Source organism: Ruminococcus sp., assembly GCF_017549005.1.
In the GTDB taxonomy this organism is placed as follows: Bacteria; Bacillota; Clostridia; order Oscillospirales; family Ruminococcaceae; genus Ruminococcus.
Genome location: NZ_JAFYYT010000041.1, coordinates 1 through 24,464, shown reverse-complemented (window position 1 = coordinate 24,464; position 24,464 = coordinate 1). Strand labels below are relative to the sequence as shown.

The following is a 24,464-nucleotide window of genomic DNA, read 5'->3' as shown; positions in this document are numbered from 1 at the left end:
TTATGATATTAAACGGTTTTTCGTTTAAAAAGTGCTCATTTCAGCCCCTTTATAGAAAGACTTACAGGCTCTTGACTTTTCCGAGAAGGAATTCCTGTATCCTGAGTGCGTCATTTGAGGTTATTCCCTTGACATCTGTATCGACGTCGCCGTTTAAAGCTCCCTGCTCTGTAAGAGCCTTTTCATCAGTGCCGCCTATTCCGTATTTGTTCGGATTGGCGAGTGACTGCATTATAAGAACTGCGTCTGCCATATCGATGTCATTGTCACAGTTTGCGTCGCCCGGCTTTGTAACCTTTAATCCGGATGAAGTTGTTGTCGTAGTCGTAGTTGTAGTAGTTGTTGTAGTCGTAGTAGTTGTTGTAGTTTCGGTCTCGACGTGGTTCTCGTCAAATATCATTTTCGCATTATTGAGGAACGTATCATTAGCAGGCTTATCGACTTTTTCCCACGCTTCCTTGCTGCCGTAAAATGTAATGGTAGCAGTCGAAGTCGTATCGGCAAATGCATAACCGTCGATTTTTTCAAGCTTTCCTGATATTTTTAACTCTGTAAGCTTCTGACAGCCACAGAGAGCCATACTGTCAATGAATGTTACTCCTTTGAGCTCAACAGAAGTCAGATTATCACAGTAGAAAAATGTATTATCGCTCAGCTTTGTAACGCTTGCAGGGAAAACAGCGGAGGTTATCTTGGAATTGCGAGCAAAAGCACTGGGTGAAACATACTTTATATCTGATGGTATCTCAACCTTTCCCTCACATTTCTGTCCGTCTATGACAGCTCCGTTGACTATGACAAGGTCACTCTTTTTTCGCTCTGCTTCAAGCCAGGGAGTTCCGCTGAATGCCGCAGAGTTTATCTCTACAAGATGGTCGGGAAATTCCACAGCAGAAAGCGAAGAACAGTTCTCAAATGCACGGATACCAATTTTCTCCACACTGTCGGGAATAGTTATTGATGTAAGATCGCTGCACATACTAAACGCCCAGTTCCCTATCTCCTTGACAGTATTCGGTATCTTTACGCTTTTTACAGAGCTTATCTGAAAAGCATACATCTGTATGGCAGTAACAGGAAGTCCTTCTATCTTTTCAGGAATTTCAGCCGACGTCGCCGACATATCACATTTGTTAATCTCTATATGATCAGAGTACTTGTAGTAAGTCAGAACGCCGTCCTTTCCCATTATATATGTCTCATCAGCAAATGCTGTCAGTGATATTTGAGATCTCATTATCGGAGCAGCGCCAGATGTAACAGTTGCTGCCATAACCAATAAAGCGGCTATAAAAGCCTTTTTTCTCGTTTTCATAATAGTGTCCTCCTTTATAAATACTATCTAATTATGTGAATATTCGTTATTGCACACTGGTCGCCCGTAAGTGCAGTGTAAAGCTTCGGAACGGAGTCAGTGACCGTCGTTACACAGCATATGGACAATCCGCAGTATTCCGTGGTTATGATTATGCGTTCCTTATCTATACGGAACAACAGCTCGCAGTCCTGCCCCTCCTTGTTTTTGGCTTTCCAGTCATTCCAGTCCACAAAGCTGTCAAGCTTGCTGACGTTAACGCGGTTTTCGGAGTTGTCGTCCTCTTCCCAGCCCTCGCCGTCAAGGCGGACAACTGTAAGTTCCCTATAGTTATTTCCGCTGACCTGCCCGTCATCGGAAGTATACAGCAGAACAAAGGGACAATGCCATACAAGACGTGCTGTAGGCAGGCTGACAGAATGGAATGTCAGTTTCATGCCGTCTGTTAATTCAATTCCCTCCGATGAATCCGAGCGCCAGCCGTCGATCTGAACATTCGGAATATCACCTTGCGGAACGTTGATATATGATATTTCCTCAGCTATACGCGGTATATAGCCCTCACCTATCGTCTCCCCTGTTTTTGAAAAATCCACGTCTTCAATAACACAGTATTCGCCCGTTATTGAAAGATAAGCAAATCTCGTACTGTCGGGCAGAGCCAGTATTATCTCATGGAAGCGGAAACGGTTTGAAAGTCTGATAAGAACATGATCCTTATAACGCATAGCTTCAATATCAAAACCTATTATCTCGCCGCGCAGCATAGCTTTTGACTCGGCAGAAGCGCCTGCTGTCTCGTTTGTCTTGATCTGAAAGTTCCTTACGTCAACAGGAATTACCTTGCCGTCAGAACGTATAACTGCATACTCGTTATACAGAAGATCCCTGCGTTTGCGCTCGTCATCGTGCATCCTTGCGTCAAGGGAGTCAAAAAGCACAAAGCTCGGGATATTTTCCTGCTTTCGTTCATCGCTCATATAGCTGCACAGATGTATGTGAATAACATCATTTGTGATAAGTATACCGTCGGAGAACGTGCTCCTGTACGATTCACAGACAAGAGTTTCAATGCTTTCCACCGTACATTTTTCCTTGCTTTCCTTCATCGTATACTCGGAATCAAGGTCAATAAGATGAAGCATTATCCTTGCGTAGTAAGGGTCGAACTGTGTTCCTATGCCCTTTACGAACTCCTCGCGGACAAGCTGCTGCGGAATAGGGTCACGGTAGCTTCTTCGTGAAGTCATGGCGTCGTATGCGTCGGCAACTGCGATTATACGCGCAATATCAGGGATATCCTCCCCTTTCAGTCCCGCAGGATAACCGTGGCCGTCATAACGTTCATGGTGATAATGAGCGCCTATGCTGAGATAGGGAGACTGGCTGATACTCGAAAGTATCTGCATACCTATAACAGGGTGTGTCTTGATAGCTCCGTACTCCTCGTCGGTAAGCTTTCCTTCCTTATTGATAATGCTGTCCTTTATTCCTATTTTGCCCACATCATGAAGCAGTGCGGCAAAATACAGTTCTTCGCATTCTTTTTCGTTCTTCTTGGCAAATTTAGCTACCTTTACAGAGTATTCCGCAACTCGTCGGGAATGTCCGTGAGTGTACTTGTCCTTTGCGTCTATGGCGTTTGCAAGAGCAGTAGCAGTCTGCTTGAAGAGGAGCTGCATATTCTTCTGTTCCTTACGGACGACTTCTATCTCGTGCTTATTTGCTCTTTCTATCATATCGTTCATATCAATAAGCGCGAATACATAAAGCAGAACGACAAGTCCAACAAGCGTTATATTCGTCAGGGACAAACCGTATGTGAATATCTGTATTATCGAAGCTATCAGCGGTACTATCGAAAAAAGCAGTATGGAAAAACGCATGAGCTTTCCGATACGGTTGTAGTGCTCAATGATAACGGAAAGATCAAGTATCAGTATTATCAGCGGAAAGAGGTAGCATATCATGAAACCTGTTGCACGGTGATAACGGTTGAACTCGTCAAAATAATAGTAAAAATCCGTAAACTGCGACACAACAAGCATCAGGAATGCAAAAGCACACACATAACATGACAGTTTCAAGCGATAAGGCGTTTTTTCAATGCCTCCGTCATATTTGAACAGGTTCATAAGATAAAGCGTAAATGAACAAATAATGCCAATGATAAACGCATAAGCCATAAAATTGCTTATCCTGACCATCCAATAACCCAGTTCTGTAGTATTCCCCCTGTAAAGATAAGCCATTCTGTCAAATATGAGCATGAACATCGCACAAAGCTCCAATGAAAGCAGTATGTATTTTCGCGACGGTATCAGCATTTTGGTTATCAATACAAAAAACGCAAGCATTCCGCATATAAGGCTGAGTGCAAACATTATATTCAATTGATATTCCTTCAATACATCAATGATAGATTCCATTTATGAGATGTCCCCTTTACATCAGCAAAACAGAAAGTATATATTTGTGCAAATATAACCAAAAGTTTTGTGAGTGTACTTGATATATGTGTATTATAGCACATTTTATACATAATTACAATAGGTCGGCAAAAAAATTTACATTCCTGACAGCATAAAACTGCTTCAATCTCCCCTACTGTTTGACTGTTTTATACAAAGCGTAACATCATCTATTGTTTAATATTACAAATATAAAAAACAGAGACAAATATTAACAAAATAACAACACTTGTATTGTATAAATATGTTATTATAAAATCGTAGAGTTATTCTGTTTCATATTACGGGGAGATGAGAAAATGGCAAGTCATGCAATATACATTTCATATGTGATAACCGAGATCTTCTGTATTTTCTTTTCCATAGGAATTATTATAAAAGCCAACAAAAATGTCGGTACAGACCTTCAGATGCGTCATTTCAGAGGAATGGCACTTTTTTTCATTATATACCTTATGAGCGACAGCTGGTGGGCACTCGGTCAGAGCGAACTTGTTCCGTTCAACAGGAACCTCAACAAGCTGACGAGCGTTACCGGACTTGTGGCTATATCGCTGCTTACTCTCGGCTGGTGCATATTCGTTATCTACCGTATCGACCAGAACAAATCCAAGGATATGAAACTGCTGAAAGCCATGCATTATACCGTTGCGGCAGTTGACTGCATCATTACAGTTTCATCTGCTTTCACAGGCTATTACTTTTATATTGACGAGAACAATATCTATAAGCTCGCAAGCGGATACAATCTTCACCTTATTTTTATATTTATACAGCTTTTCGGAAGCGGTATATACTCCTTCGCACATAGCTTTTCAAATAAGCAGGTCAAGATCAAAAAGGAATACAGACTCCCCTGCTTTTTATAATAATTCCGTCTGTCGCAGCAGTACTTGAAGGAATACTTCCGCTTACCCCTATCGTTCCCCTCGGAACATTTCTTGCTATCCATCTTTCGTTCCTCGAAATACAGAACAGCGAGATCTATTCAGACGCTCTCACCGGTCTCAATAACCGCAGACGAATGGAGATCTTCCTTCAGGATATGATACACAATGCCTCTGATGACAATCCGTTCAGGATTTACATGATAGATGTTAACGATTTCAAACTGGTAAATGACAAATTCGGTCATATCGTCGGAGACAGAACTTTACAGCTGGTCGCTGACGCTCTCAGGAACGTATCGGACAGGCTTCACGGCTTCTGTGCAAGATACGGCGGTGACGAATTTGTGCTGATAACCAGCGAAAACGCTCAGGTTCAGGAATCTATCCAGCATGAAGTCAATTCTCTCAGGGAAAAATGCGCTGATCTTATCCCCACTATCTCTGTCTGTACAGGCAGTGCGGAATGCCGTTCGGGTGCTGTTACGGCAACACAGCTCATTACACAGGCGGACGAGCAGCTGTATGTTCAGAAGGAGATCTTCCACGGTAAGCGTAAGGAAAACGAAGCTGATAAATAATAAAATGGTGAGTTCCTTTATCGAACTCACCATTTTTTAGGTATAATAATCAGTTTGAGCTTTTTATCAGCAGCTTTCTCATAATACAAAGATCAAAAACATCTATCCTGTTATCCTGGCAGAGGTCGCCGTTTTTCCAGTTGGCAAGCCTGCCGCTTCCGAGCAGAAAATGCTGCATTGTCACCAGATCAGCTGCAGAAAACGCTCCGTCACCGTTCACATCACCTTTTACTTCCGCTTTTCCGCCTATTTCGTCTGCGGTAAGAGCGCATTTGTATATCTTTATATTATCAATACTTCCCTTGAAACAGCTGTCGTCGGAATAGTAGGACTTTCCGATATAGCAGCTTGTTCCCGAACCCATATCGGCTATCTGGCCGTGAGTTCCGGTAGTATGAAGAACCTCGTTCCTGTCGATATACAGTCTTGTATCGGCTCCGTTCACAACAAGTGTGTAGTTATGCCACTCAGAACCGCTTACATCGCAGATCAGTTCGGTCTCGTCACGCCATGAGTCGGTAGTTGCCGCAAATCTGAAAAGTTCCTTCGCAACACGGAAGAAAACGTACTTTTCGTCGTTCTTTCCTGCGGCAAAAGTAAAGAAATTACCTTCGGATTCAGACTTTATGTCCATGCTCACGGTATAATCGCGGCAGCCGTCAAGCATACCCGTTGGGAATTCGCCGTAGGTACCGTCATTTCCGTTAAGATAAAGTACATTTCCCTTCTGTGCGTCCTGTTTTACGGCAGCTCCGCCGTTTAGGCCGAGATTTCCAGTACTTTCCTCAAAATCAATATCCACATAAGGCTTCGGCTTTTCTGCCGAGCTCACGGGAGTTCCGAATATCTTTACCTCATAGACCGTGGGAGTATACCAGTTATTGTCGGGATTGTTCTGCAATGTGGCGTTCTGAACGTTCAGACGCACATAACGTGCTTTTCCCGAAAGCATATCGCTGTTGAAGCCATATGTCTTGTTGACTGCTTCACTGCTCTTATCCGTGTGGTCAAGGAGCTTTGTCCAGTTTATACCGTCAAGACTTCCCTCTACAGTATATGTGTAATAGCCCTCCGAGCCCTTGCAGATGTACCATGAGGTCTGTATATTTGTCAGTTCGCAGAGGCTTTCCAGGTCAACCTGTAAATAAAAAGGCCATTTCTTGTAGTCGCCGATAGCTGTGAAAGAGCTCTGATATGAGCCGTCAAAGGCTTTCGCAGAAGAATTTCCGCTCTTTGCCGCAAGGGATGAAGAACACGGTCTGTCCTGTGAGAGCAGCTCGCCCTGCTGAACAGGGAAAAGATCGCCTGTTGATGTGTTGTATTTAAAGTAAGGGCAATAATCATAAAAAGCAAATCCATTGTCAAAATAAAGCGGACAAAGGGTAGTTCCGCTTGTGGAAGAAGCTCTCAGCCAGCGGTATGCGTGCATGAGGTAATTCATGTCCTGCATATTGACTATCCAGCCCGACTGCGATGAAAACGTCGAAGTATTTCCTATGCTGCGGAGCTCGCTCCACTTCCCTTTCAGATCCCTTGTTACGCTGTATGCGCCGCTGCTGGGGTACCAGCCCGCAGCCTGCGAGGTAAAAAGGAAATAATACCCGTCCTTTTTTATAAGATTAGGAAATTCACGGTACTGATTCTCGAAAAGTGTGGTCACTACCTCGGTAACATCGCTGTAATCATCATTCATTCGGAAGATGTACATGGTAGCATTCGCTCCCTGCCCCTCTTTGTTGGCAGCTGCGATAAGGTATCCCGAACCGTCATCATCAAAGAATATAGCCATATCACGCACTTGTATGCCAAGAGGATTGTATACGTGATGAACAGTGAACTGTCCGCCCGGAGTTCCCGTGATAACAAGTGCTTTTCCGTCGCTGTAGCCGCTTGGCTTTTCCCAGTGAGCCCATACGACCACCTTGTTCTTCGCAGGGATATAGTCGATATGGACTGACTCTATCTTGCAGCTTTCAAGAGCGGAATTCTGTGAGCTGTCGGCAACATTACGCTCATTGCCGAAGCGTTTTCCGTCGCTCGAGGTAGTTTCCGCAAGGTAGATATCGTCCTTGCCTGCGTGTTTTTTCAGCGAGTAGCTGTAGTAGGTATTACCCACCTTGTAGCCGTTGGTGTCATACACAAGGCTGCTGCCCTTCTGATTGTCATAGGTGCTTAGTCCCGAAGGCAGAGCGCAGGGAGTGAGCGACTTCACAGATGAGTACATTTCCTTTCCCTTTGAATTGACGCAGAGCTGATAATAATAGGTTGTTCCAACAGCCATGTCATCGTCCTCGTAGGAATTTCCGCTGCCCTCATATACTTTGACAAAATTGCTTTCGGGATCGGTAGACCGGTAAAGCGCAAAACTGTCGGCATAAAGGGTAGTCGCCCACTGCAGCTCTGCATGATCTGCATTTTTGCCGTCTGCAATACAGAAAAGATTTCCAACAAATCCTATCTCGTCCGAAACTGCTGCAGGAGCTGCTGACACATAGTTGTTCATGTCCCTTTCAAAGCTGCTGACTGTCAGAAGCATGGCTGCACCGCAGAGGATCGCAGCAGTACGCTTAACCAATACCGATACGCTGAATATTTTTTTCATAAGTTCACTCCTTTTATGTTTTTCTGCTGTTAAGGCTATTATATCACGGCAAGCTGTTTATTGCAATATTTTGCGGTATATTTCTTTTTTCTCAGCTTATATGCTCATCAATAATGTTAAAATAAGAATTATCGTCGCATTTCTGTTGATTTGTGAACGATACTGTGATATACTATTACTATGTAAAAGAATTACTTGTCAATTTTGGAATAATTGACAAGCGGCTAATAAAAAAGCGGCTTCAGCCGCTGCAAAACACGGAGGTCATAATTATGAAACAAGCATTTGATAAGGGCTTTTTTGCCCCCCTTCCCGTACTCATCATCGGATCATATGACGAAAAAGGCACTCCTGATGCCATGAACGCAGCCTGGGGCGGTCAGGCAGGCATGACTCAGATATCCGTAAGCCTTTCAGGCTCACATAAGACAACTGCCAATATAAAGCTTAACAGGGAGTTCACCGTTGCATATGCTACAGCGGATCAGATCGCCGCCTGCGACTTCGTTGGCATTGTATCGGGCAATAACATGGAAAACAAGCTTGAAAAGTGCGGTTTTACCGTTACAAAGTCTGATAAGGTCAATGCGCCCATCATAGATCAGCTACCTGTTGCTATCGAATGCAGGGTCATAGAGATACAGGAGGAATTCAACGAGACAAGAATTGTCGCTGAGATCGTCGGTCTGAAAGCGGACGAAAATGTCATGACCGACGGCAAGGTCGATTACAGCAAGGCAGGATTTGTTATATATGATACCGTTACCAAATGCTACAGAGCTGTGGGCGAAAGTGTTGCTGCTGCACGAAGCGTTGGAAAAAAGTTTGATATTGTATAAGCTTTGACAGTAAACAGACACGTTTCGTTAAAAAGCAATTACAGGCACTTTTAATTTGAAAAAGGAGCAGTAAGATATGTTTGTCAACGGCTTTATAATGCAAAGATATGCAGAAAGCAGCTACAAAGGAATAGACGGCAGCGGTTTAAGTGAAAAAACGGGAGAGAACTGGTTCCTCAATGACGATGAAAGCTTTGAAAAATACTATGACGAAAATATAGACAAAACATTTACCGATCACGGCGAACACTCCTGGGTCGCAGCCTGCACTGATATTGAGTACATATCCAGGTATATAAATGAAGCCAAACGCCGCAATATACCGTTCAGAATTCTGCTTTGCGAATCCGAAATACCGGAGCCCGTATTTTCTGCTCCCGATGTAAGGAAGAAATTTTTGGGATATGATTACGCCTATGCAAACGGTGATAATTATTCAGCTGTATACAATGAGATACCGTTTGTATTCCCGCAGTTTACTCTGAATCAATACGGACTTTTTCAAACAAAAGAGGAAATAGACGAATATATTGCAGAAAGGGAAAAATTCAGGCTTACTCATCCTCCGCTCACACTGGAAGAGGGCGATTTCGTGGTTTTTAAGCTTTATGAAGTTTATCTGTAAAGCAATTCTTATAGTACATACAAAAACAAAACAGTCACAGGATAAAATCAATATCCTGTGACTGTCTGACTTTTTAGGCTTTATCGCATACTATATGCAATTACGGTCATGCCTTGAATATAAATCTTATGAAGTTGTACATCAGCGGGATTACCGTACTGCTGTCGTGACCGCCGCCTGGTACGGAAATGTAGATATTCTCCGTGCCGTGCTGTGTGAACAGGTCGCTGTACTGCTTCGGGAAGTCGTTTACCATATTATCGGCTGTACCACCTGCGATCATCAGCAAATACGGCGAATACGGAGGATCTATCCTCATATCGTCCTTGCTCATAACGCCTGGGTGAGTCATGAACTGATCCTTTGTTGGGAATATACCCGGGGCAGGAGCTCCGCCGCCGATATATCCGACCTTGTCACAGCACTTCATACCAATATAGAGCGACTCTCTGCCTCCCATTGAGAAGCCTGCAACTGCAGTGTTTTCACGTCCTGTCTTGACAGGATAATGAGACTCGATATACGGCATAAGGCTGTCCGGCATATCCTCCACGAAATTATCGTAACCGGGAACATCTGCCTGACCGTTGCCTGTCTGTGCAGTGTGGTTCGGATCGGTATACTGGTTCGTGAATACGATTATCATCGGTTCTGCTTCACCGCTCTTGATAAGGTTCGTGGCTATCTCACGAACGCCCATTCCGTTCACCATAGCCGACTCGTCGCCGCCGTAGCCGTGATTTACATAGAATACAGGATATTTCTTACTGCTGTCATATCCTGGAGGCAGCCATACATTTGCACCCTTTTCACGGTTTGCCTTCTTGGAGAAATATGTGATGTGCTCAAGCTTGCCCTCCGCATTTTTCAGTACATTCGAGGGTACATTCACCGTTATTTTATCGCGGATACTTGCCATGTAGTCGCCTGCCGCCTTGCTTGTGGTAGTTGTTGTTACGGGAGCTGTTGTCGTCGGGGTGGTAGTTGTGACCTTCGGTTTTGCGAACTCCCTTACCTGTGCAAGGATATACTTTGAAAGCATAACAATATCATTGACTGCAAAACTGCCGTCGCCGTCGAGATCAGCTATCTCCATGCCTATTTCAGCGGAGCTTAGCAGGGCTTTTCTTGCTGCAATGAGGTCAAAGGAGTCGATCCTCTCATCACCGTTGAAATCACCCTGTACCGATTTTACAGCCTCAGAGCTTCCTGTATCGGCTCCTGCCTTTGCAATTATCACCTCATCAATGCAGAAACTGTCCGTACCTGATTCGGTCTCAACATAGAGGATATATTCCGAGCCTTCGGGAAGCTTGTAATTTGCATTCGAGAGCTGTACATAATCGCCTGATGACTGCCCGTTTGCAATGTGGTCGTATACTGTTTTGCCTGAGGAGTCCTTGTACTGGAGCGATAGCATCATATTGCCCGAGCCCGATACTGCCGCGCTGAAGCTGTACTCCTCTCCTGCCTTGAATGCAGTATCGTCGAGAGCTTTCATAGCTCCGTGCCATGCGCTTCCCCTGTCGGAAACGGAAAGTGCGCCGCTTCCTGCGAAAGCTGTACTGCCAGTTGAAACGGAAGCGCCGCCTCTGCCCTCCCAATCATCTGTACCGCTCTCAAAAGTGTCATGGCAGTATACACCGCTCGCGTCAAACTCCTGTGCAAAAGTACCCACAGGCGGTGCAACTGCCGCAGGAAGTGCCAATGTCCCTGCTAGAACGCCAGCAAGTACTGACTTTAATGTTTTGTTTTTGCTCATGTTTGGTTCCTCCTTGAATGTCAAAAATCGTGTTAAGATGAAAAACGAATAATACATATATATAATATAACATATTGAGCAAATGTTAAACCCATTTTTCACTCCTTTTGGTGGATAAAAAGCGGTTTTCATTTATACGGAACACGTTTTTGAACAAACTGATACAAATTAGAGTCTAAAAATCAGGACAATATTCCTTTCTGTCATAAAAACAGGAGTATGTTTCATTGAACATACTCCTGTCTTATTTATGTATTCTTCTTTTGTTCAGGTTCAGCTGATTCAGTATGCACATCTGTCAAGACATTCAGTGAGCGCTTCTTTAAATGCCGCAAAGTCTATAGAATAATTCTCTGCACCTGCAGGTATCCACTCACCGTTATCAAACTCATACGAAACCGATGAGCCTGTTCCGAATTTTCCGCTTGGCAATAAGGGCGTTCCGAAATTTTCACGTTCAAATATGCCGAAAGAATCTCGTCTTATTTTTCCTTCATTCGTCTTATATATCCTTACAATACTATATGATTCTACGATAGAACAAATGCCATATAGAGGTTCTTCAATCTCCGGCATGATCATAGGTGTAAATATATCAGCTGCAAAATCGTCGAGCACATCGTTGTCATGCGTCTTATATGACGCAATTGTTTCCCATTCATCTTTATTTATTTTATGGGAAATAACTACCTGCGGCTTGGTTGTATCGTAATTATCCTCAAAGTATTCGGAGATGGTCGTTATCGGAACATCACTCTCTGTAGGCTTGGCATTTTCGGTCGTTGCCTGCTGAGTGTTTTTCTCCTGATGTTCGGTAGTCAAAGGGACTTCCTCGCGCTTTCCTTCTTCCTTTTTATCTTCCTCTTTATTTTCAGATGTTTTTTCTTCCGGGATCGGATCATTCAGTTCATTGAGCTTTGCCTCGAAGATCGAGCCGTCTATATAGTAGCATCGGGAGCCTCCGGGAACCCGTCCTTTTACGGGATCCACAACATGGTCTTCTCTCTCTACAAGGCCTGTACCAGAGATCAAATAGCTTTCGCTTCTGAGCTCAACGCCGTTGGCTCTGTAAGATTTTTCAACTCTGTAATCAGAGATATTGCTGTGCCTGAACTCCTCGTCAGCTGCTATCGGGTGGATCAATGCCGGAAAATCATTGAGGATGAAATTCTCAAGACGCCCGCTGTTCTGAGCATTGGTCGTGATGATCTCTTTTCCGTCTTTATCAAGTATCCGTACAGTCGTTTCCATTTGGCCATACTTATACGGGAACATGATATAGCTGAAATCCTCGGAGAAATCCGAGCCCGCACACTCGTATACCCTGCCTGAAACGTCAACAAATTCAGCTCCGCCGCCCTGATAAATGTAGAGTCTTCCGTTTTTCTCGCTGTTCAGCACAAAATCGCATACAAAGCTGTCGCGCTGAGCACTTTTTTCCGTCCATTCACAGCTCTTCATAAGCAGCTGCATCATTTTTTTCTGGATATCACTGAGCTGCGACACCGACTCATAAGTAGGCCAGTAAACGAAATCCGATACGTCTTCGTCGAAATCCACACCGTTATAGGGAGCTCCGCTTTCAATGATATCGGCTATGCTGTTTATGAGTTCAAGGCTGTTGCATTCATAAAATGTCTTTTTCCATTTATCCCCGATCAGAACAGCATATTCGATTATATTATCGTCGCAGATACGCAGAGAATAATTTACCGATGTAAAGTTAAGGCGCTCAGCCAGCGGCGACCACGAACCGCCGTTATCATAATGAACAAATCTGTCGTAATTATCAGCGATCTCCCATTCCTTAACGGAATCGAACACTTCCTTTATGCTTTCGCGCATGGAATTTTTCAGCATGACGCGCGGATACTTTAGATCATAGTCGTCACACAGAAGCGCTGAGAATGGATCGGTCTCCACTATTCTGACGGGCTTCCTTGCAGAAGTCGTGACCATAGTGTTTGAAGATGTTATTTCGCTGACCTCAGTGGTTGTTTCGTTGTCCTTTTCGTTTTCATTCAAAGGCTTGTTCTTGTGGAGCAGATATCCCGTAGCGCTTATGCCTGTTACCAGTATGACCGCTGCAGCAATTGAACTTACCATTCGAATCATACGGCCTGAGGTCCTGATACGCTCCGTACCGCTTTCAACTTCTGTATATCCGTCATCGCTATTTTTATTAGCTTTGCTGGTGTTCGGCTTTATCACTGAAAAAAGGTTCCTGAATAAAGAATGTCTCATTTTCTTCTCCTCCTCATACTGAGCTATGCGGCGGTGTACATTCTCTATCATCTCTTCATGTTTCAGCATAATCAAAACCCTCCGTTTCAAGTTGTGATTTAAGTGATTTCCGAGCACGATAAAGTATGGATTCAAGGCTGCGGAGACTCTTGTTCATGATTTTTGCTGCCTCTTTATTGCTGAATCCTTCAAAATAGATGAGCCATAACACCTGCTGATATTTGGGCTGAAGCTTTCGCATTGCCTTATGTATGGTGATCTGCTGTTCTTTCCTGATATATGCTTCTTCAACAGCATTTTCATCATCCGTCATCTCAGGGGCGTCTTCTAACGAAATACAGGCTTTTTTTGAATATTTGCGTAGATGGTCTACCGCAATATTCCTTCCTATCGCATAGAGCCAAGTCTTGAAAGAGCTTTTTTCTTTAAACTTCGGCTTTTTAGTTCCGAGCAGTACAAAAGTATCTTCCGTAAGCTCTTCGGCTGTCTGAATATTCCCTACTATGCTTGTCAGGTACAGTATCAGACCGTCGCTGTATTCTATTATTATCTCATCCAATCCGTGTACATCACCATTGTCACGAAAACGGCGGTAGCTACTTGCACCGTTATCCATAGACCTGCTCCTTTCCGAAAGCTTTTCCCGAGCTTTCACTTATTAGACGTCATCAGAAGGAAAAACTACGCGCTTTATTCTGCTTTTTTCGGAGGTTTTTAAAACTTTGTGCAATACGCTGTGGTATGAACCGCTTTTTTGTTGTATTCCCACATTTTTAGTATTGCATTAATCAAAAGTTACTAAACTAATTTTATCACAGAACAGCTTTAAATTCAAGATATACCGTCAAAAAATCACCTCATGCCGTCATTTTTCCGGACTGATGACCGAAAACTTCACATCTGTCTCATCGTTCCCATAGGAGCTGAGAATGAAAAACAGGCTCTCCAGATCAGACACAAAAATCTCAACTTCAAAAAAGGTAATTATAACCAAAAACTAAACGGCGATTTGTACAGCCACTATAAGTATAATGTCATTATGTCTAAAATCAAAATAGTCACAGGATTCAGAATGATCTTGTGACTATTTTAATTTATATAAAGTAAATTTTTGTAATTTGATCAGCCTAAAAAGATTGGCGTTTAACGGAGAAAATAAATTTATTCTCATAAGACATTAGTAATCATAATGTCTTATCTCCTGCTTCTGAAACCAATTTTTCAGCGTCATCGGCTGACATAGGACGTCCCCATATAAAGCCCTGTATATAGTCGCAGCCGATACTGCGGAGCGTTTCGATCTGCTCCTGTTCCTCAACGCCCTCTGAAATTACGCTGAGTCCCATAATATGCCCCATTGATATCATCGCTGCTACGTATTGCTTTGAGGACTCATTTGAATTGATCCTGTCGATGAATGATTTGTCTATCTTCAGCAGGTTTACAGGGATCTTGCTGAGGTAACTAAGGGAAGAATAGCCTGTTCCGAAATCGTCCAGTGCAAATCTTACCCCCATACATCTGAGTTGATTTATGCATTGCAGGGCTTTTTCTGCCGAATCTATAAATATTGACTCTGTTATCTCTATCTCGAGCTGCCATGGAGAGAAACCGCTGTTTCTAATCAGCTCGGATATCTCGTTAACGAAGCCGTTTTTCATAAGGTGTCTCACAGATGCGTTTATACTCAGTGTCAGCTCAAGACCTGTCTTTTTTACGAGCTTGCTGAAACATTCAGCCGCCTTTCTGAAAACCATACCGTCTACCTTGTCTATAAGACCGACTTTTTCTGCGACAGGTATGAATTCTCCCGGAGATATCAGGCTGCCGTCTGCGTCCTTCATACGCGCAAGTGCTTCAAAACCGCGGAGTCTGTGCTCCATGTCATACTGCGGCTGCAAATTGAAGAATATGGTTTCATTTTCAAGTGCCGCCCTTATCTTGTTCTCGATTTCGAGCATATGAACGTTTTTGAGGATCTCAGAGGAAAATCTGAGTATATGGTCGCTGCTGTGAGCTTTCTTTATCTCATTCATGGCTGCATCGGCATGGGAGATAAGGGAATCTGCAGTGTCTGCGTCCGCAGGATACTCTGCATAACCGAAGCTTGCGGTGATGTAAAGATCACAGCCGTCAACAGTAAAAGGCTTATTCAGCGCGTCGGCGTATCTCCCGATAATTTCTCTCAGTTCATTTTCTGAGCTGTATCCGCTGACAACAAGAAGGAACTCATCGCCGTTTATACGGGTGATATACTGCCTGATATCCGAGCTTTCTTCTTCCGATATAGCCTTCCAGCACTGCGAAACTCCGATAAGCACCTGATTTCCTGCCTCCTGACCAAGGGAATCATTAATGCTTTTGAAGTGGTTTAGGTCGATCGAGACCGCCGTGAACCTGTTATTGCACTCAATAAGCTGTGAAATATAATCAGTGCAGGCAAAACGGTTCGGAAGCCCTGTCAGTGCGTCGGTATAGCTCATGTATTCGAGTCGCTTGATGATCTTATATCGGGCAATATGCGAAGAAATGAAAAATGTAGTAAATTCAAGTGTTTCCTTGATGCGCATGGTATCATCGGTATCGAAATTGGTAGCCCAGATGAAGCCGAGTATCTCATGCCCCTGGCGCAGAGGAAACAGTACAACGCTTCTGACTCCTGCTTCAATTAGTGTGAGATACCAGGGATTATTGACACGGCTGTAATATTCCATATCATTCTTATCCTGAATAATGACACAGTCGTTTTCGGTGCCTATCATATCTATCCAGGAAGCCGCGATATTATAGTATCCTTCAAATTCCGTAACACGTTTCAGTCTACTGTTTTCCCTGAAATCTGTGGCAAGGATAGAATAATCTTTTTTAGCAGTATCCAGCAGCAGGACTGTGCAGCACTCTGCTTTGCAGATCTGTCGAATCTCCGCAATAACACCTTCCATGGCGTCCTTGAGGTTGTTGGCTTTGTGCAGCTTGATACAGGTCTTGAGTACGTCGTTGGAAGTACGGGCCGTTTTGTCTGTATCAAGAACGATATTGGCGTTCTCGCTTGGGATGGCGATATAGACACAGTAGCAGACATTGCCGTTTTCGCAGTCAAGTGGAATACTGTAAATGTCGAACCAGATATCCACATTATCCATATGAGTATATGTATGGACAGGAACTTTCTTTACTGCAGCTTTGAAGCATACCTCTTCAAAGCTGCGGTTTTTCGGGAAATATTTATTATAAAGCGAACCGGGGATAAACTTGGAGCCGACATCTTCCGAAACATAGAAATCATCATTATCGAAACGCATTTCGACCATTTCGACGTACTTTTTGTTTCCTGCGGTAAGACGTATCTCGCCATATCCGCCGTCAGGCTTTTTTTCAACAGATACAATACAGGCAGGTGCATGAAAACTATTGGCAAGATCCTGAAAATTCATAGCTGCTCCTTTCTGTTATAATTATTAACATCTCTGATAAATATGTCTGAATATGATAAATACCTATCGAAGTGCCAATTCTATTCAATATGTTATCGAACATATATGATTGTAAGTTAGCTCATAATATTAAAATCAATTCTACATTTACATAATAACATATTCCTCTTTTGTATACATTATTATTTTGTTAATAATCACCTATTACATTAATCTTTTGTAGCTTTAAACAATGCAAAGCACTGCCGTTTGTTAAAAATGTGCAAAAAAGCTGCCGGTAATGACACAAGGCACTTCATAGAATCACTCTGTTAAAAGAATTGGACTTGTTATCTATTGTTTTTTTTATTATTTTATAGTATAATGATATCTGTAATACTATCTAATAAACCAAAATTTATTATAAAATCGCCATCAGACAAGCTAAAAGCTTGCTGGATTTATGTGTAAATATCTTTTTGAGGAGGACAGAAGTTATGAAAGAATTCTATATAAACAATGACGGCATTCGCCTTCATGCCAAGCTCGATCGCCCTGATAATACTTCAAAAGGACCGCTTTGTATACTGATACACGGTTTTACGGGACATATGGAGGAAGAGCATATCATTGCTGCACAGAAAGCAATGAATGATGCAGGCGTTTCAGTTCTTCGGGTTGAAATGTACGGACACGGGAAAAGCGACGGTACTTTCAAAGAACACACACTTTACAAATGGGTGACGAATGCCCTTGCAACAGTTGCATATGCGAAAGAACTGGATTTTGTAACCGATCTTTATATGTGCGGTCATTCTCAGGGAGGACTTCTTACCATGATTATAGCAGGTATGTGTGCTGATGACCTCAGAGCTATACTGCCATTATCCCCTGCATGGATGATACCTGAGAATGCAAGAGAAGGTATTGTACTCGGAAATCCATTTGATCCTGAGCATATACCCGATAAGTTAGCCAGTGAGAGCTGGGAGATATCGGGAGATTATATACGTACAGCTCAGACTATTCATGTTGAAGATTCAATATCGAGATATAAGGGCAAAGTTTTCATAGTTCACGGTGACGGAGACCTTACAGTACCGTACTCATATGCTGAGAAAGCTGCAACGCTTTATAACGATGCAGTTCTTGTTCCGATACACGGCGCAGACCACTGTTTTACAGGTCATCTTGATGAACTTGCTTATTCTATAAAAGAATTCTTACTTAAACTTTGAACATGAGTAGCAATGCAAAATTTTACATATGCAAGAAACGATTAAAACAATCGGAACAATTAACTGGGAACTCAACGAACCTAACCGAGTTCTCATGAGCCAAATTATGGTATCAGGTTAAACGCATCTATTTTCTTCTGTAGTTACGATATGATTATTTGAATAGTTTTAAGTTATAGATTTATAACTTGCACGTAATTAACCCACCCACTTTGTACATACTTTCAAAACTGAGCAAGTTTTTATACTAAAACGTCAATAAAAAAGCATCGGTTATCTGAGCCGATGCTTTTTTATTCATCTTTTATATTACTTATCAATCTGCAATGATGTAATAAGCTTGAGAAGATATTTCTGAATAGTGACTGCGTCCTCATTTGTCATGCCGTCTTTTCCGATAACGTCTGCATTTAAAGCTCCCTGCTGCGTAATGTGATGCTCGTCAGATCCTGTAACGCCGAACTTATTCGGATTTGCAAGAGCCTGCATGATAAGCACTGCGTCGCCCATATCGACCTGAGCATCACAGTTCGCATCTCCCGCCATTATCACACTGGTCTCAGAAGTAGCTGCAGTAGCAGTCGTTGCTGTTGAAGTTGTAGTTGCCGTCGTTACAGGAGCATCTTCATCATTTCCCATATTATTTTCAAAAAACGAAAGCATCCAAGCAAATGCAGCCTGCCATTGAGGCGTTACCGAATTGCAGGTCCATGCCTCAACCGAATCGGCATAAAGCTGCTGATCGGGTATCTCTCCTAAGTGCATACCGAGTCCCTTGACCAAATCATCTCCTACGCCATCAGGGCAGCCTGAAAGTCCTGTAGGACCGCCGACTATTACTCCGTTCGGAGCTTTCGGATATCTGCTGTCGAGCTCATTCAGCCAGAAACAGCTGCTCGGGTTATTGGTATGATATGTGCCATAACCTGTCACATATGATATACCGAGACCGTTTCTTCCGAAAAAATAGTCAAGCGCATAACCGGCGTATTCCCTGTACTTAACATCACCTGTTGCATCGTAGGCGTATGCCATAACTACAGCATTATTGACAATGGAGGAGTTCGAACCGTATTCATAAGTATCCCATCTGTCCGCAGGGTAAGAGTACTGATCAAGACCAAAGCCGCACTGCACCTGTCTGTACGGTATATCCATAGCATTGGCGTATTCGTTATCCTTTACATCGTTTGCAGCGGCAGCCACGAAATTATCGGCTGACTTACCAATATTTACGTTTATCAGCTTTCTGTCATCTTCTGATATCTTATCACTCAGGTACAATGATAAAGTACCAAAGTCATATGTATCGGTTTCACAGAATGCCTTGAAGCCGTCTTCGGGATAGGGCATGAATATAACATCACTTAAGTCGGGAACACATTCCGTAAGGCTCAGATCGGGATTGAAAGAAATGAGTTGATCATAGTACTCCTTATCGCCTGTAGTTGCAAAAAGCTCACAGGCTGCCCAGTATGCCTCATCATTTATATTGTAATCACCAATACTTGTATCATACAGATCAAAGCTGTTACACCCAAGATGCGATGCAAAGTTTTTATCTCTTATCGACCTGTCTGTCCACTCTTTTTCATGTCTCTTTACTGCCTTCCATGACGACTCCGCCTGTTTCAGGCACTCAGCAGCAAAATCAGGATCTTCTTTCTCCCAAAGTCGTGCAGCTTGTGCGGCACAGGCTATCATGTCAAATGTTGCAGCATAAGTCGGAGGATCAACTATCCTTTTCAATGAGCCTTTATCGGCAATGAGTCCCAGATCAACAGGTTTATAACTTTTCATGTACTTGACTCCGTGATAAACCATGTCGGAATAATCCTCGCCCCATATGCTGTCCGTTTCCGGATCAACTACCATATCCAGCATAAATTCAAGCTCGTATCTTGCTTCCTCAAGGATATCTGACATACTTCCGCCTGCCGTTTTATATCCTTTTTTATCGGAAAGCTCATACATATTCTGCAAAAGCCATACTGCATTTGCTCCTGCAATAACATTTTAACTGCAATTATCGTCGGTATACCAGCCGCCTGCAGCGTCCTTTAATATCTCTTTCTCGTCAAAAACGCCCCAATTTGAACAGATGTATGCCTCGTCCTTTGCATGAAGAGCATCATGTGCGAGCTTAGCCCTGTTCTCTTCAGAAGGCTCGGAAACGATTTTTTTCTCATCTAAGTCAATATCTGAATGCTGCAAATAGAAGAAATTCAACGCGTCTCTTAATATGTTGCCGTAGATCTTATTTCCGACCGTAAATTCATGGCTTATATAACGCTTATAAACTTCATCAGTATACGGATTGGTGTAAACATTTTCCTCATCATCGACAACAATGGTGTATTTACCCGGCTTTTTCACAGACGAGAAGTCAAGCTTATGGAAGTAACCCAAGCCGGCTTCATTATCCATGCCTACAGGCTTTGTCCTGCCTCTATAGACCTCTTCTTCCTTTTCGTTGAGCACTCTGAAATCCATAGCGTCCCTGTCGGAATCCGTTTCATAAGTAGCAATCTTCACCGAGTCGGGATAATAGCCCACCTGGTTAAGACGTACATCGCTCCTCGGCACTGCATAGCAAAAATCTTGCGGGTAGCTCCATGCACAGAAAGAGTCGTTGTTTTCTTCACAGGTCAGGCATTCTATGACCATATCGTCAAACCATAACTCGTCGTATGACTGTGCATTTCCCTGATAATTAGTGCCTTTTGCATAATCAAATGCCCATTCGACACCCTCGAGATCCTCTGTAGGCATGAATATTCCCTCGAATGTCTGCCATTCATTCGAGAGATTTGCGGCAGCACCAGCCCATCTTCCTCCCATATGAGGTCCCATGTGCATATCTTTTGTCTGCCCGTCAAGCGTGAAATATATATCGCCGTTCCGACTGTCTCCGATCTGTGAGCAAAGTTCAAGACCATCCCTATTGCTCTTTGCCTTAAAGCTTACCCTGTACTCATGCCCCGCTTTTAACCTCAGATTCTTGTGCTTGAACTGGAGGTCCCATTTTTCATTATCAGCGCCCTGAGGTACATATATAGTAATGTGAAAAGCTCCGTCCTCAATGTCAAAGGCCTGCTTAGCAGGATATGCCGCACAGGTACGCCACGGCAAAGATTTTTTCTCGAATGTGCTCTCACCGATAACGGAGACAACTCCTGCGTTCATTGGCTCGGCAGCTGAAGCTGTTGACGAAGCTGCCATAGCCAGCGACATGATCCCTGCGGCAAGCTTGCTTGCTTTTTTATGCATATGGAACCCTCCCTTTATTTATTGAAGCATTTGCATATGCTTTCTCTTTATCAGAATTATAACATACAAAAGAAGAGCAGTCAATATCTGCTTTTATTATGACTGCACAGCAGACGAAGGAGCTTCATGGTAAGCTGTATTCTGAAAAAACTGAGAACATAATTTCACGATCTGCTTGACTTTCTCAAATTTGTATGCTATACTAATCTCGAACAATGATATTAGTGGAGGACATATGGAACAGCTTATTAAAATCCTGACAGATCCTGTATCAAACAGGCTCATTCAGCTGATACGGAAAAACCAAAAAATGACTGTAGCTGAAATACTTGCTGCCACGCCCGATATTCCGCGGGCAACCGTTTACCGAAGGATCGAGAAAATGACTGCGGCGGAAGTGATAGAGGTCGTCGAAACACACAAGGTTCGCGGCCAGAACGAAAAAATATATGCTGTCAAAAATATCTATATTTCATCAGGTGAAAGCAATGCCGACGGTATGAAGATCATGACGGCGGCATTTATCCGGATGTTCAATCTTTGCAGCGAATACTTCAAACGTCCTGATGCAGATGTTGAAAGAGACAAGCTCTTTATACTAAACTATGCAATTGCACTTTCAGACCGTGACTTTTCCGATATGGCAACTGAACTGTACGCTGTTTTGGACAGATACCAGAATAAAAGCATTACAAAAGATGCAAAAACCCGGAACCTGTATTTGATGTCATTACCGACAGGAGGAGAATCTGATGAGCCGAAAAAATGATATCCTGAATTGCTACTCCGAAAAAGGAATTTGTTTGTGTAATACAGTTGAAATCAACGGTATACGGCAGTATATCCAGATCAGGGGCGCAAAAAGAAATTCTCCGCTGATGCTGTTTCTGCACGGAGGTCCCGGCGGTTCTATGGCAGGACTGTGTCACATTATGCAATCTGAGTGGGAAAAGGCCTTCACAATTGTCAACTGGGATCAGCGAAACACCTGCAAAACCTATCTTGCGAACAAGAAAAATGCAGCGGTCATTGCACGATCCGGAAGCATTGCTGACTACATGGCAGATATTGATGATGTGATCGACTATCTTCACACGGTCTATGATTTTGAGAAGATAATTCTTGCAGGATTTTCGTGGGGCAGCCTGATCGGTGCTGAGTATGCTAAAACGCACGGTGAGCGAGTATCTCACTACATCGGAATCGGACAGCATATCCATTATTTTGACGGGCTGCGCTACTCCTGCGAATGGCTGAAGGAGACTGCAAAGGGCTCTGCTTCGGATATAGAAAAAATACAGCGTTTCCTTGACAGCATATCACAGTCTCCTGTGATGAATGCAGCATTCCTGAGATCATTAAAAGTCTTTTCTATGCTCGGTGCAAAATATATCGCCAAGGATGGAAGAACGTTTCCGCTGAAAGCGCTTTTGACCTCGCCTTTTTTGAATCTATCCGAAAAGATGTCCATGCTCCGTTCAGACCCTAAGCTTTTTACCGGAACTTGCCACACCCTCATGACCCATGATTTCAGAAACGATCTTCATTTTGATATGCCCGTTATATTTGTAAGCGGTGATGAGGATTTTATATGCCCGAATAAGCTTCTGGAGCGATGTTTCGATGAAATTTCAGCGCCTGTAAAGAAAATTGTTGTGATACCGAAAGCAACACATCTATGCTTTTATGATCAGCCTGCGGCATTTCTTAAAGAAATTGTCGGATTTATAAATAAAGCTCAGTAGTTAGCGGCTATAAAGCACTTCATATCGCGCATTCATTGCATTTATGTCATAAAACATTTCAAAAGCAGAAATTCCATGTGTGTGAAACATTTTTTATGTCAACAGACCCTGGTCTATTGAAAGGCTTTATCTGTATATAAAACAAAAAAGAAATGATTTACAATGCGAAAAGAATGTGTTATAATAGATATTACGTTAATATATCAAAGGAGAGACAATTATGAAAAAAAGAATTATTACAGCAGCTGCATTATCCAGCATTCTGTGCCTTACATCCTGTGGACACGACAGTAACGGGAAAGATGACTTAAAAAACCCTTCATTGACAACAACTTCGACTACTTCTGTCAGCACTACAACAGAACCTCAGACCACAACCACTGCAGCAACAACTGAGGCTGTTCAGCCTACTGCTCCATCAGCAGACTATTCTCCTGCTGATCTTGCCGGTGAATGGGTAGAGACAGATGCATTCAACAACATTCTTACAGTCAATGACGATGGAAGCTTCTCGCTTAAATATGCCGGCGGAGGAACGCGCTTTGGCAAGATCAAAGTTGAATCGGAAGAGAAACCTGACGGCTCTTTCACATACCAATACTCATTCTATGAGGACAATGGCACGGTATGGGCAGGTTTTATATGCCCTGAAAAGCCTTTCAATGAGATATACTCCGAAGCCGAGGGAGGAATGTCCTTTGTACGAAATGACAGCAATGTTCCTCTCGCTCCCACAATTCCGGAAGCCAAAGACCTCAGGGATGCACTTGCTTTCGCCGACAAAATAATGTGCGGAGTTGGCGTTGCTACTGATAGCAATACTGAATACACGACCGATGACGGAACCGTATATCATAAATCAGTTGATAATATCTATAAAACAACTTCTGATGTCCGCAATTACCTTTACCACTACATGACAGAACAGTTCATCAGCAGCAACTATGATTTCATTTTAGGAACGGAACACCCCAAGTGCATAGATATTGAAGGCGCACTATATATCGAATATCGTCCTATCGGCGGCAGATATTGCTTTGAAGACACGGATCCAACAATTGACAAAACTGATAACGGCTACTCGATAAACATCAAAAACAATGATTACGGTGCAGAGGAAACTGTAGTTATCGACGCTGTGAAGGAAGATGGATGCTGGAAGATAAACGAGGTACATGACTCATTCTAAGCAATCAAACCGCACATAAAACGTGTTTTTTGAGTAAGCCATATTAAGGCTTGCCTCTGAAATAATGTTTGACCACTCTGACTTCATTCGTAACTTAATGTTGTATAAAAAAATCTCGATTTATCATACAAAGCCGGCTCCGTATGTGCGGTACGCATAGAGAAGTATTTGTGAGAATTTATTGAGGAAAACCCTTTTGAAAAAGGGTTCTTCATCAAACTCCTTTCCTAAAACTTCCAGCTTAAATTTTTCCAAACAGGACGCCCAACGAAAACTAACGCCC

Annotated in this window: 17 protein-coding genes; 8 read left to right on the top strand and 9 right to left on the bottom strand. The window is 43.0% G+C overall.

Going from position 1 to position 24,464, the window contains the following annotated elements:
- Window positions 1–61: 61 nt before the first annotated feature.
- Both IKW96_RS10960 and IKW96_RS10955 read right to left on the bottom strand, forming a co-directional pair.
- Window positions 62–1,315, bottom strand: a complete 1,254-nt coding sequence (locus IKW96_RS10960; RefSeq protein WP_296574519.1) for a leucine-rich repeat protein — start codon at window positions 1,313–1,315, stop codon at window positions 62–64.
- A gap of 23 nt (window positions 1,316–1,338) precedes the next feature.
- Complete coding sequence (locus IKW96_RS10955) at window positions 1,339–3,699, bottom strand: HD-GYP domain-containing protein (protein ID WP_296574543.1); 2,361 nt, start codon at window positions 3,697–3,699, stop codon at window positions 1,339–1,341.
- A 386-nt stretch (window positions 3,700–4,085) separates the two neighbouring features.
- Here IKW96_RS10955 and IKW96_RS10950 point away from each other — a divergent pair, with 386 nt between their 5' ends.
- Both IKW96_RS10950 and IKW96_RS10945 read left to right on the top strand, forming a co-directional pair.
- Entirely contained in the window at window positions 4,086–4,655 is a 570-nt protein-coding gene (locus IKW96_RS10950; RefSeq protein ID WP_296574515.1) for a hypothetical protein, read from the top strand.
- Window positions 4,631–5,254, top strand: coding sequence for a GGDEF domain-containing protein (locus IKW96_RS10945; protein ID WP_367112958.1), 624 nt, complete (start codon window positions 4,631–4,633; stop codon window positions 5,252–5,254). Before IKW96_RS10950 ends, IKW96_RS10945 begins: the two co-directional genes overlap by 25 nt.
- Window positions 5,255–5,303: 49 nt before the next feature.
- On the opposite strand, the gene IKW96_RS10940 is transcribed toward IKW96_RS10945, so the two are convergent.
- Window positions 5,304–7,856, bottom strand: a complete 2,553-nt coding sequence (locus tag IKW96_RS10940; protein ID WP_296574509.1) for a LamG-like jellyroll fold domain-containing protein — start codon at window positions 7,854–7,856, stop codon at window positions 5,304–5,306.
- Window positions 7,857–8,128: 272 nt separating this feature from the next.
- On the opposite strand from IKW96_RS10940, the gene IKW96_RS10935 reads away from it, so the two are divergent.
- Window positions 8,129–8,695 (top strand): flavin reductase family protein, encoded by a 567-nt coding sequence (locus IKW96_RS10935; RefSeq protein ID WP_296574505.1) that lies wholly within the window; start codon window positions 8,129–8,131, stop codon window positions 8,693–8,695.
- A 76-nt stretch (window positions 8,696–8,771) separates the two neighbouring features.
- Window positions 8,772–9,320 (top strand): hypothetical protein, encoded by a 549-nt coding sequence (locus IKW96_RS10930; protein WP_296574501.1) that lies wholly within the window; start codon window positions 8,772–8,774, stop codon window positions 9,318–9,320.
- Window positions 9,321–9,426: 106 nt separating this feature from the next.
- Here IKW96_RS10930 and IKW96_RS10925 read toward each other — a convergent pair whose 3' ends face one another.
- The 4 genes from IKW96_RS10925 to IKW96_RS10910 all read right to left on the bottom strand — a co-directional run bounded on the left by IKW96_RS10925 (window position 9,427) and on the right by IKW96_RS10910 (window position 16,760).
- Window positions 9,427–11,082 carry a carbohydrate binding domain-containing protein gene (locus IKW96_RS10925; RefSeq protein WP_296574496.1) on the bottom strand — a complete coding sequence of 552 codons (1,656 nt, stop codon included), beginning with the start codon at window positions 11,080–11,082 and terminating at the stop codon, window positions 9,427–9,429.
- Between the two features lie 282 nt (window positions 11,083–11,364).
- On the bottom strand, window positions 11,365–13,395 hold the full coding sequence (locus tag IKW96_RS10920) for a hypothetical protein (protein WP_296574493.1): 2,031 nt from the start codon (window positions 13,393–13,395) through the stop codon (window positions 11,365–11,367).
- Window positions 13,382–13,942: an RNA polymerase sigma factor gene (locus IKW96_RS10915; protein ID WP_296574490.1), complete on the bottom strand. Its 561-nt coding sequence runs from the start codon at window positions 13,940–13,942 to the stop codon at window positions 13,382–13,384. The genes IKW96_RS10920 and IKW96_RS10915 overlap by 14 nt, the downstream gene beginning before the upstream one ends.
- A 568-nt stretch (window positions 13,943–14,510) precedes the next feature.
- Window positions 14,511–16,760 carry a bifunctional diguanylate cyclase/phosphodiesterase gene (locus tag IKW96_RS10910; protein WP_296574488.1) on the bottom strand — a complete coding sequence of 750 codons (2,250 nt, stop codon included), beginning with the start codon at window positions 16,758–16,760 and terminating at the stop codon, window positions 14,511–14,513.
- A 476-nt stretch (window positions 16,761–17,236) separates the two neighbouring features.
- On the opposite strand from IKW96_RS10910, the gene IKW96_RS10905 reads away from it, so the two are divergent.
- Entirely contained in the window at window positions 17,237–17,977 is a 741-nt protein-coding gene (locus IKW96_RS10905; RefSeq protein ID WP_296574485.1) for an alpha/beta fold hydrolase, read from the top strand.
- Window positions 17,978–18,286: 309 nt separating this feature from the next.
- Here the strand turns inward: IKW96_RS10905 and IKW96_RS10900 are convergent, their stop codons facing one another.
- Both IKW96_RS10900 and IKW96_RS10895 read right to left on the bottom strand, forming a co-directional pair.
- A complete protein-coding gene (locus IKW96_RS10900; protein WP_296574537.1) occupies window positions 18,287–19,987 on the bottom strand; it encodes a glycoside hydrolase family 9 protein in 1,701 nt (566 codons plus the stop codon).
- Window positions 19,988–19,993: 6 nt separating this feature from the next.
- Entirely contained in the window at window positions 19,994–21,247 is a 1,254-nt protein-coding gene (locus IKW96_RS10895) for a cellulase N-terminal Ig-like domain-containing protein (protein ID WP_296574481.1), read from the bottom strand.
- 235 nt (window positions 21,248–21,482) lie between these two features.
- On the opposite strand from IKW96_RS10895, the gene IKW96_RS10890 reads away from it, so the two are divergent.
- The 3 genes from IKW96_RS10890 to IKW96_RS10880 all read left to right on the top strand — a co-directional run bounded on the left by IKW96_RS10890 (window position 21,483) and on the right by IKW96_RS10880 (window position 24,181).
- Window positions 21,483–22,016: a helix-turn-helix domain-containing protein gene (locus tag IKW96_RS10890; RefSeq protein WP_296574478.1), complete on the top strand. Its 534-nt coding sequence runs from the start codon at window positions 21,483–21,485 to the stop codon at window positions 22,014–22,016.
- Complete coding sequence (locus IKW96_RS10885) at window positions 22,000–22,992, top strand: alpha/beta hydrolase (protein ID WP_296574475.1); 993 nt, start codon at window positions 22,000–22,002, stop codon at window positions 22,990–22,992. Before IKW96_RS10890 ends, IKW96_RS10885 begins: the two co-directional genes overlap by 17 nt.
- A gap of 220 nt (window positions 22,993–23,212) precedes the next feature.
- A complete protein-coding gene (locus IKW96_RS10880; protein ID WP_296574472.1) occupies window positions 23,213–24,181 on the top strand; it encodes a hypothetical protein in 969 nt (322 codons plus the stop codon).
- Window positions 24,182–24,464: the final 283 nt, after the last annotated feature.

Excerpts from the sequence above, each read along its gene's own strand:
- IKW96_RS10960 (WP_296574519.1), bottom strand. The coding sequence starts at position 1,315 with ATGAAAACGAGAAAAAAGGCTTTTATAGCCGCTTTATTGGTTATGGCA.
- IKW96_RS10955 (WP_296574543.1), bottom strand. The coding sequence starts at position 3,699 with ATGTTTGCACTCAGCCTTATATGCGGAATGCTTGCGTTTTTTGTATTG.
- IKW96_RS10950 (WP_296574515.1), top strand. The coding sequence starts at position 4,086 with ATGGCAAGTCATGCAATATACATTTCATATGTGATAACCGAGATCTTC.
- IKW96_RS10940 (WP_296574509.1), bottom strand. The coding sequence starts at position 7,856 with ATGAAAAAAATATTCAGCGTATCGGTATTGGTTAAGCGTACTGCTGCG.
- IKW96_RS10935 (WP_296574505.1), top strand. The coding sequence starts at position 8,129 with ATGAAACAAGCATTTGATAAGGGCTTTTTTGCCCCCCTTCCCGTACTC.
- IKW96_RS10930 (WP_296574501.1), top strand. The coding sequence starts at position 8,772 with ATGTTTGTCAACGGCTTTATAATGCAAAGATATGCAGAAAGCAGCTAC.
- IKW96_RS10925 (WP_296574496.1), bottom strand. The coding sequence starts at position 11,082 with ATGAGCAAAAACAAAACATTAAAGTCAGTACTTGCTGGCGTTCTAGCA.
- IKW96_RS10920 (WP_296574493.1), bottom strand. The coding sequence starts at position 13,395 with ATGCTGAAACATGAAGAGATGATAGAGAATGTACACCGCCGCATAGCT.
- IKW96_RS10915 (WP_296574490.1), bottom strand. The coding sequence starts at position 13,942 with ATGGATAACGGTGCAAGTAGCTACCGCCGTTTTCGTGACAATGGTGAT.
- IKW96_RS10910 (WP_296574488.1), bottom strand. The coding sequence starts at position 16,760 with ATGAATTTTCAGGATCTTGCCAATAGTTTTCATGCACCTGCCTGTATT.
- IKW96_RS10905 (WP_296574485.1), top strand. The coding sequence starts at position 17,237 with ATGAAAGAATTCTATATAAACAATGACGGCATTCGCCTTCATGCCAAG.
- IKW96_RS10895 (WP_296574481.1), bottom strand. The coding sequence starts at position 21,247 with ATGCATAAAAAAGCAAGCAAGCTTGCCGCAGGGATCATGTCGCTGGCT.
- IKW96_RS10890 (WP_296574478.1), top strand. The coding sequence starts at position 21,483 with ATGGAACAGCTTATTAAAATCCTGACAGATCCTGTATCAAACAGGCTC.
- IKW96_RS10885 (WP_296574475.1), top strand. The coding sequence starts at position 22,000 with ATGAGCCGAAAAAATGATATCCTGAATTGCTACTCCGAAAAAGGAATT.
- IKW96_RS10880 (WP_296574472.1), top strand. The coding sequence starts at position 23,213 with ATGAAAAAAAGAATTATTACAGCAGCTGCATTATCCAGCATTCTGTGC.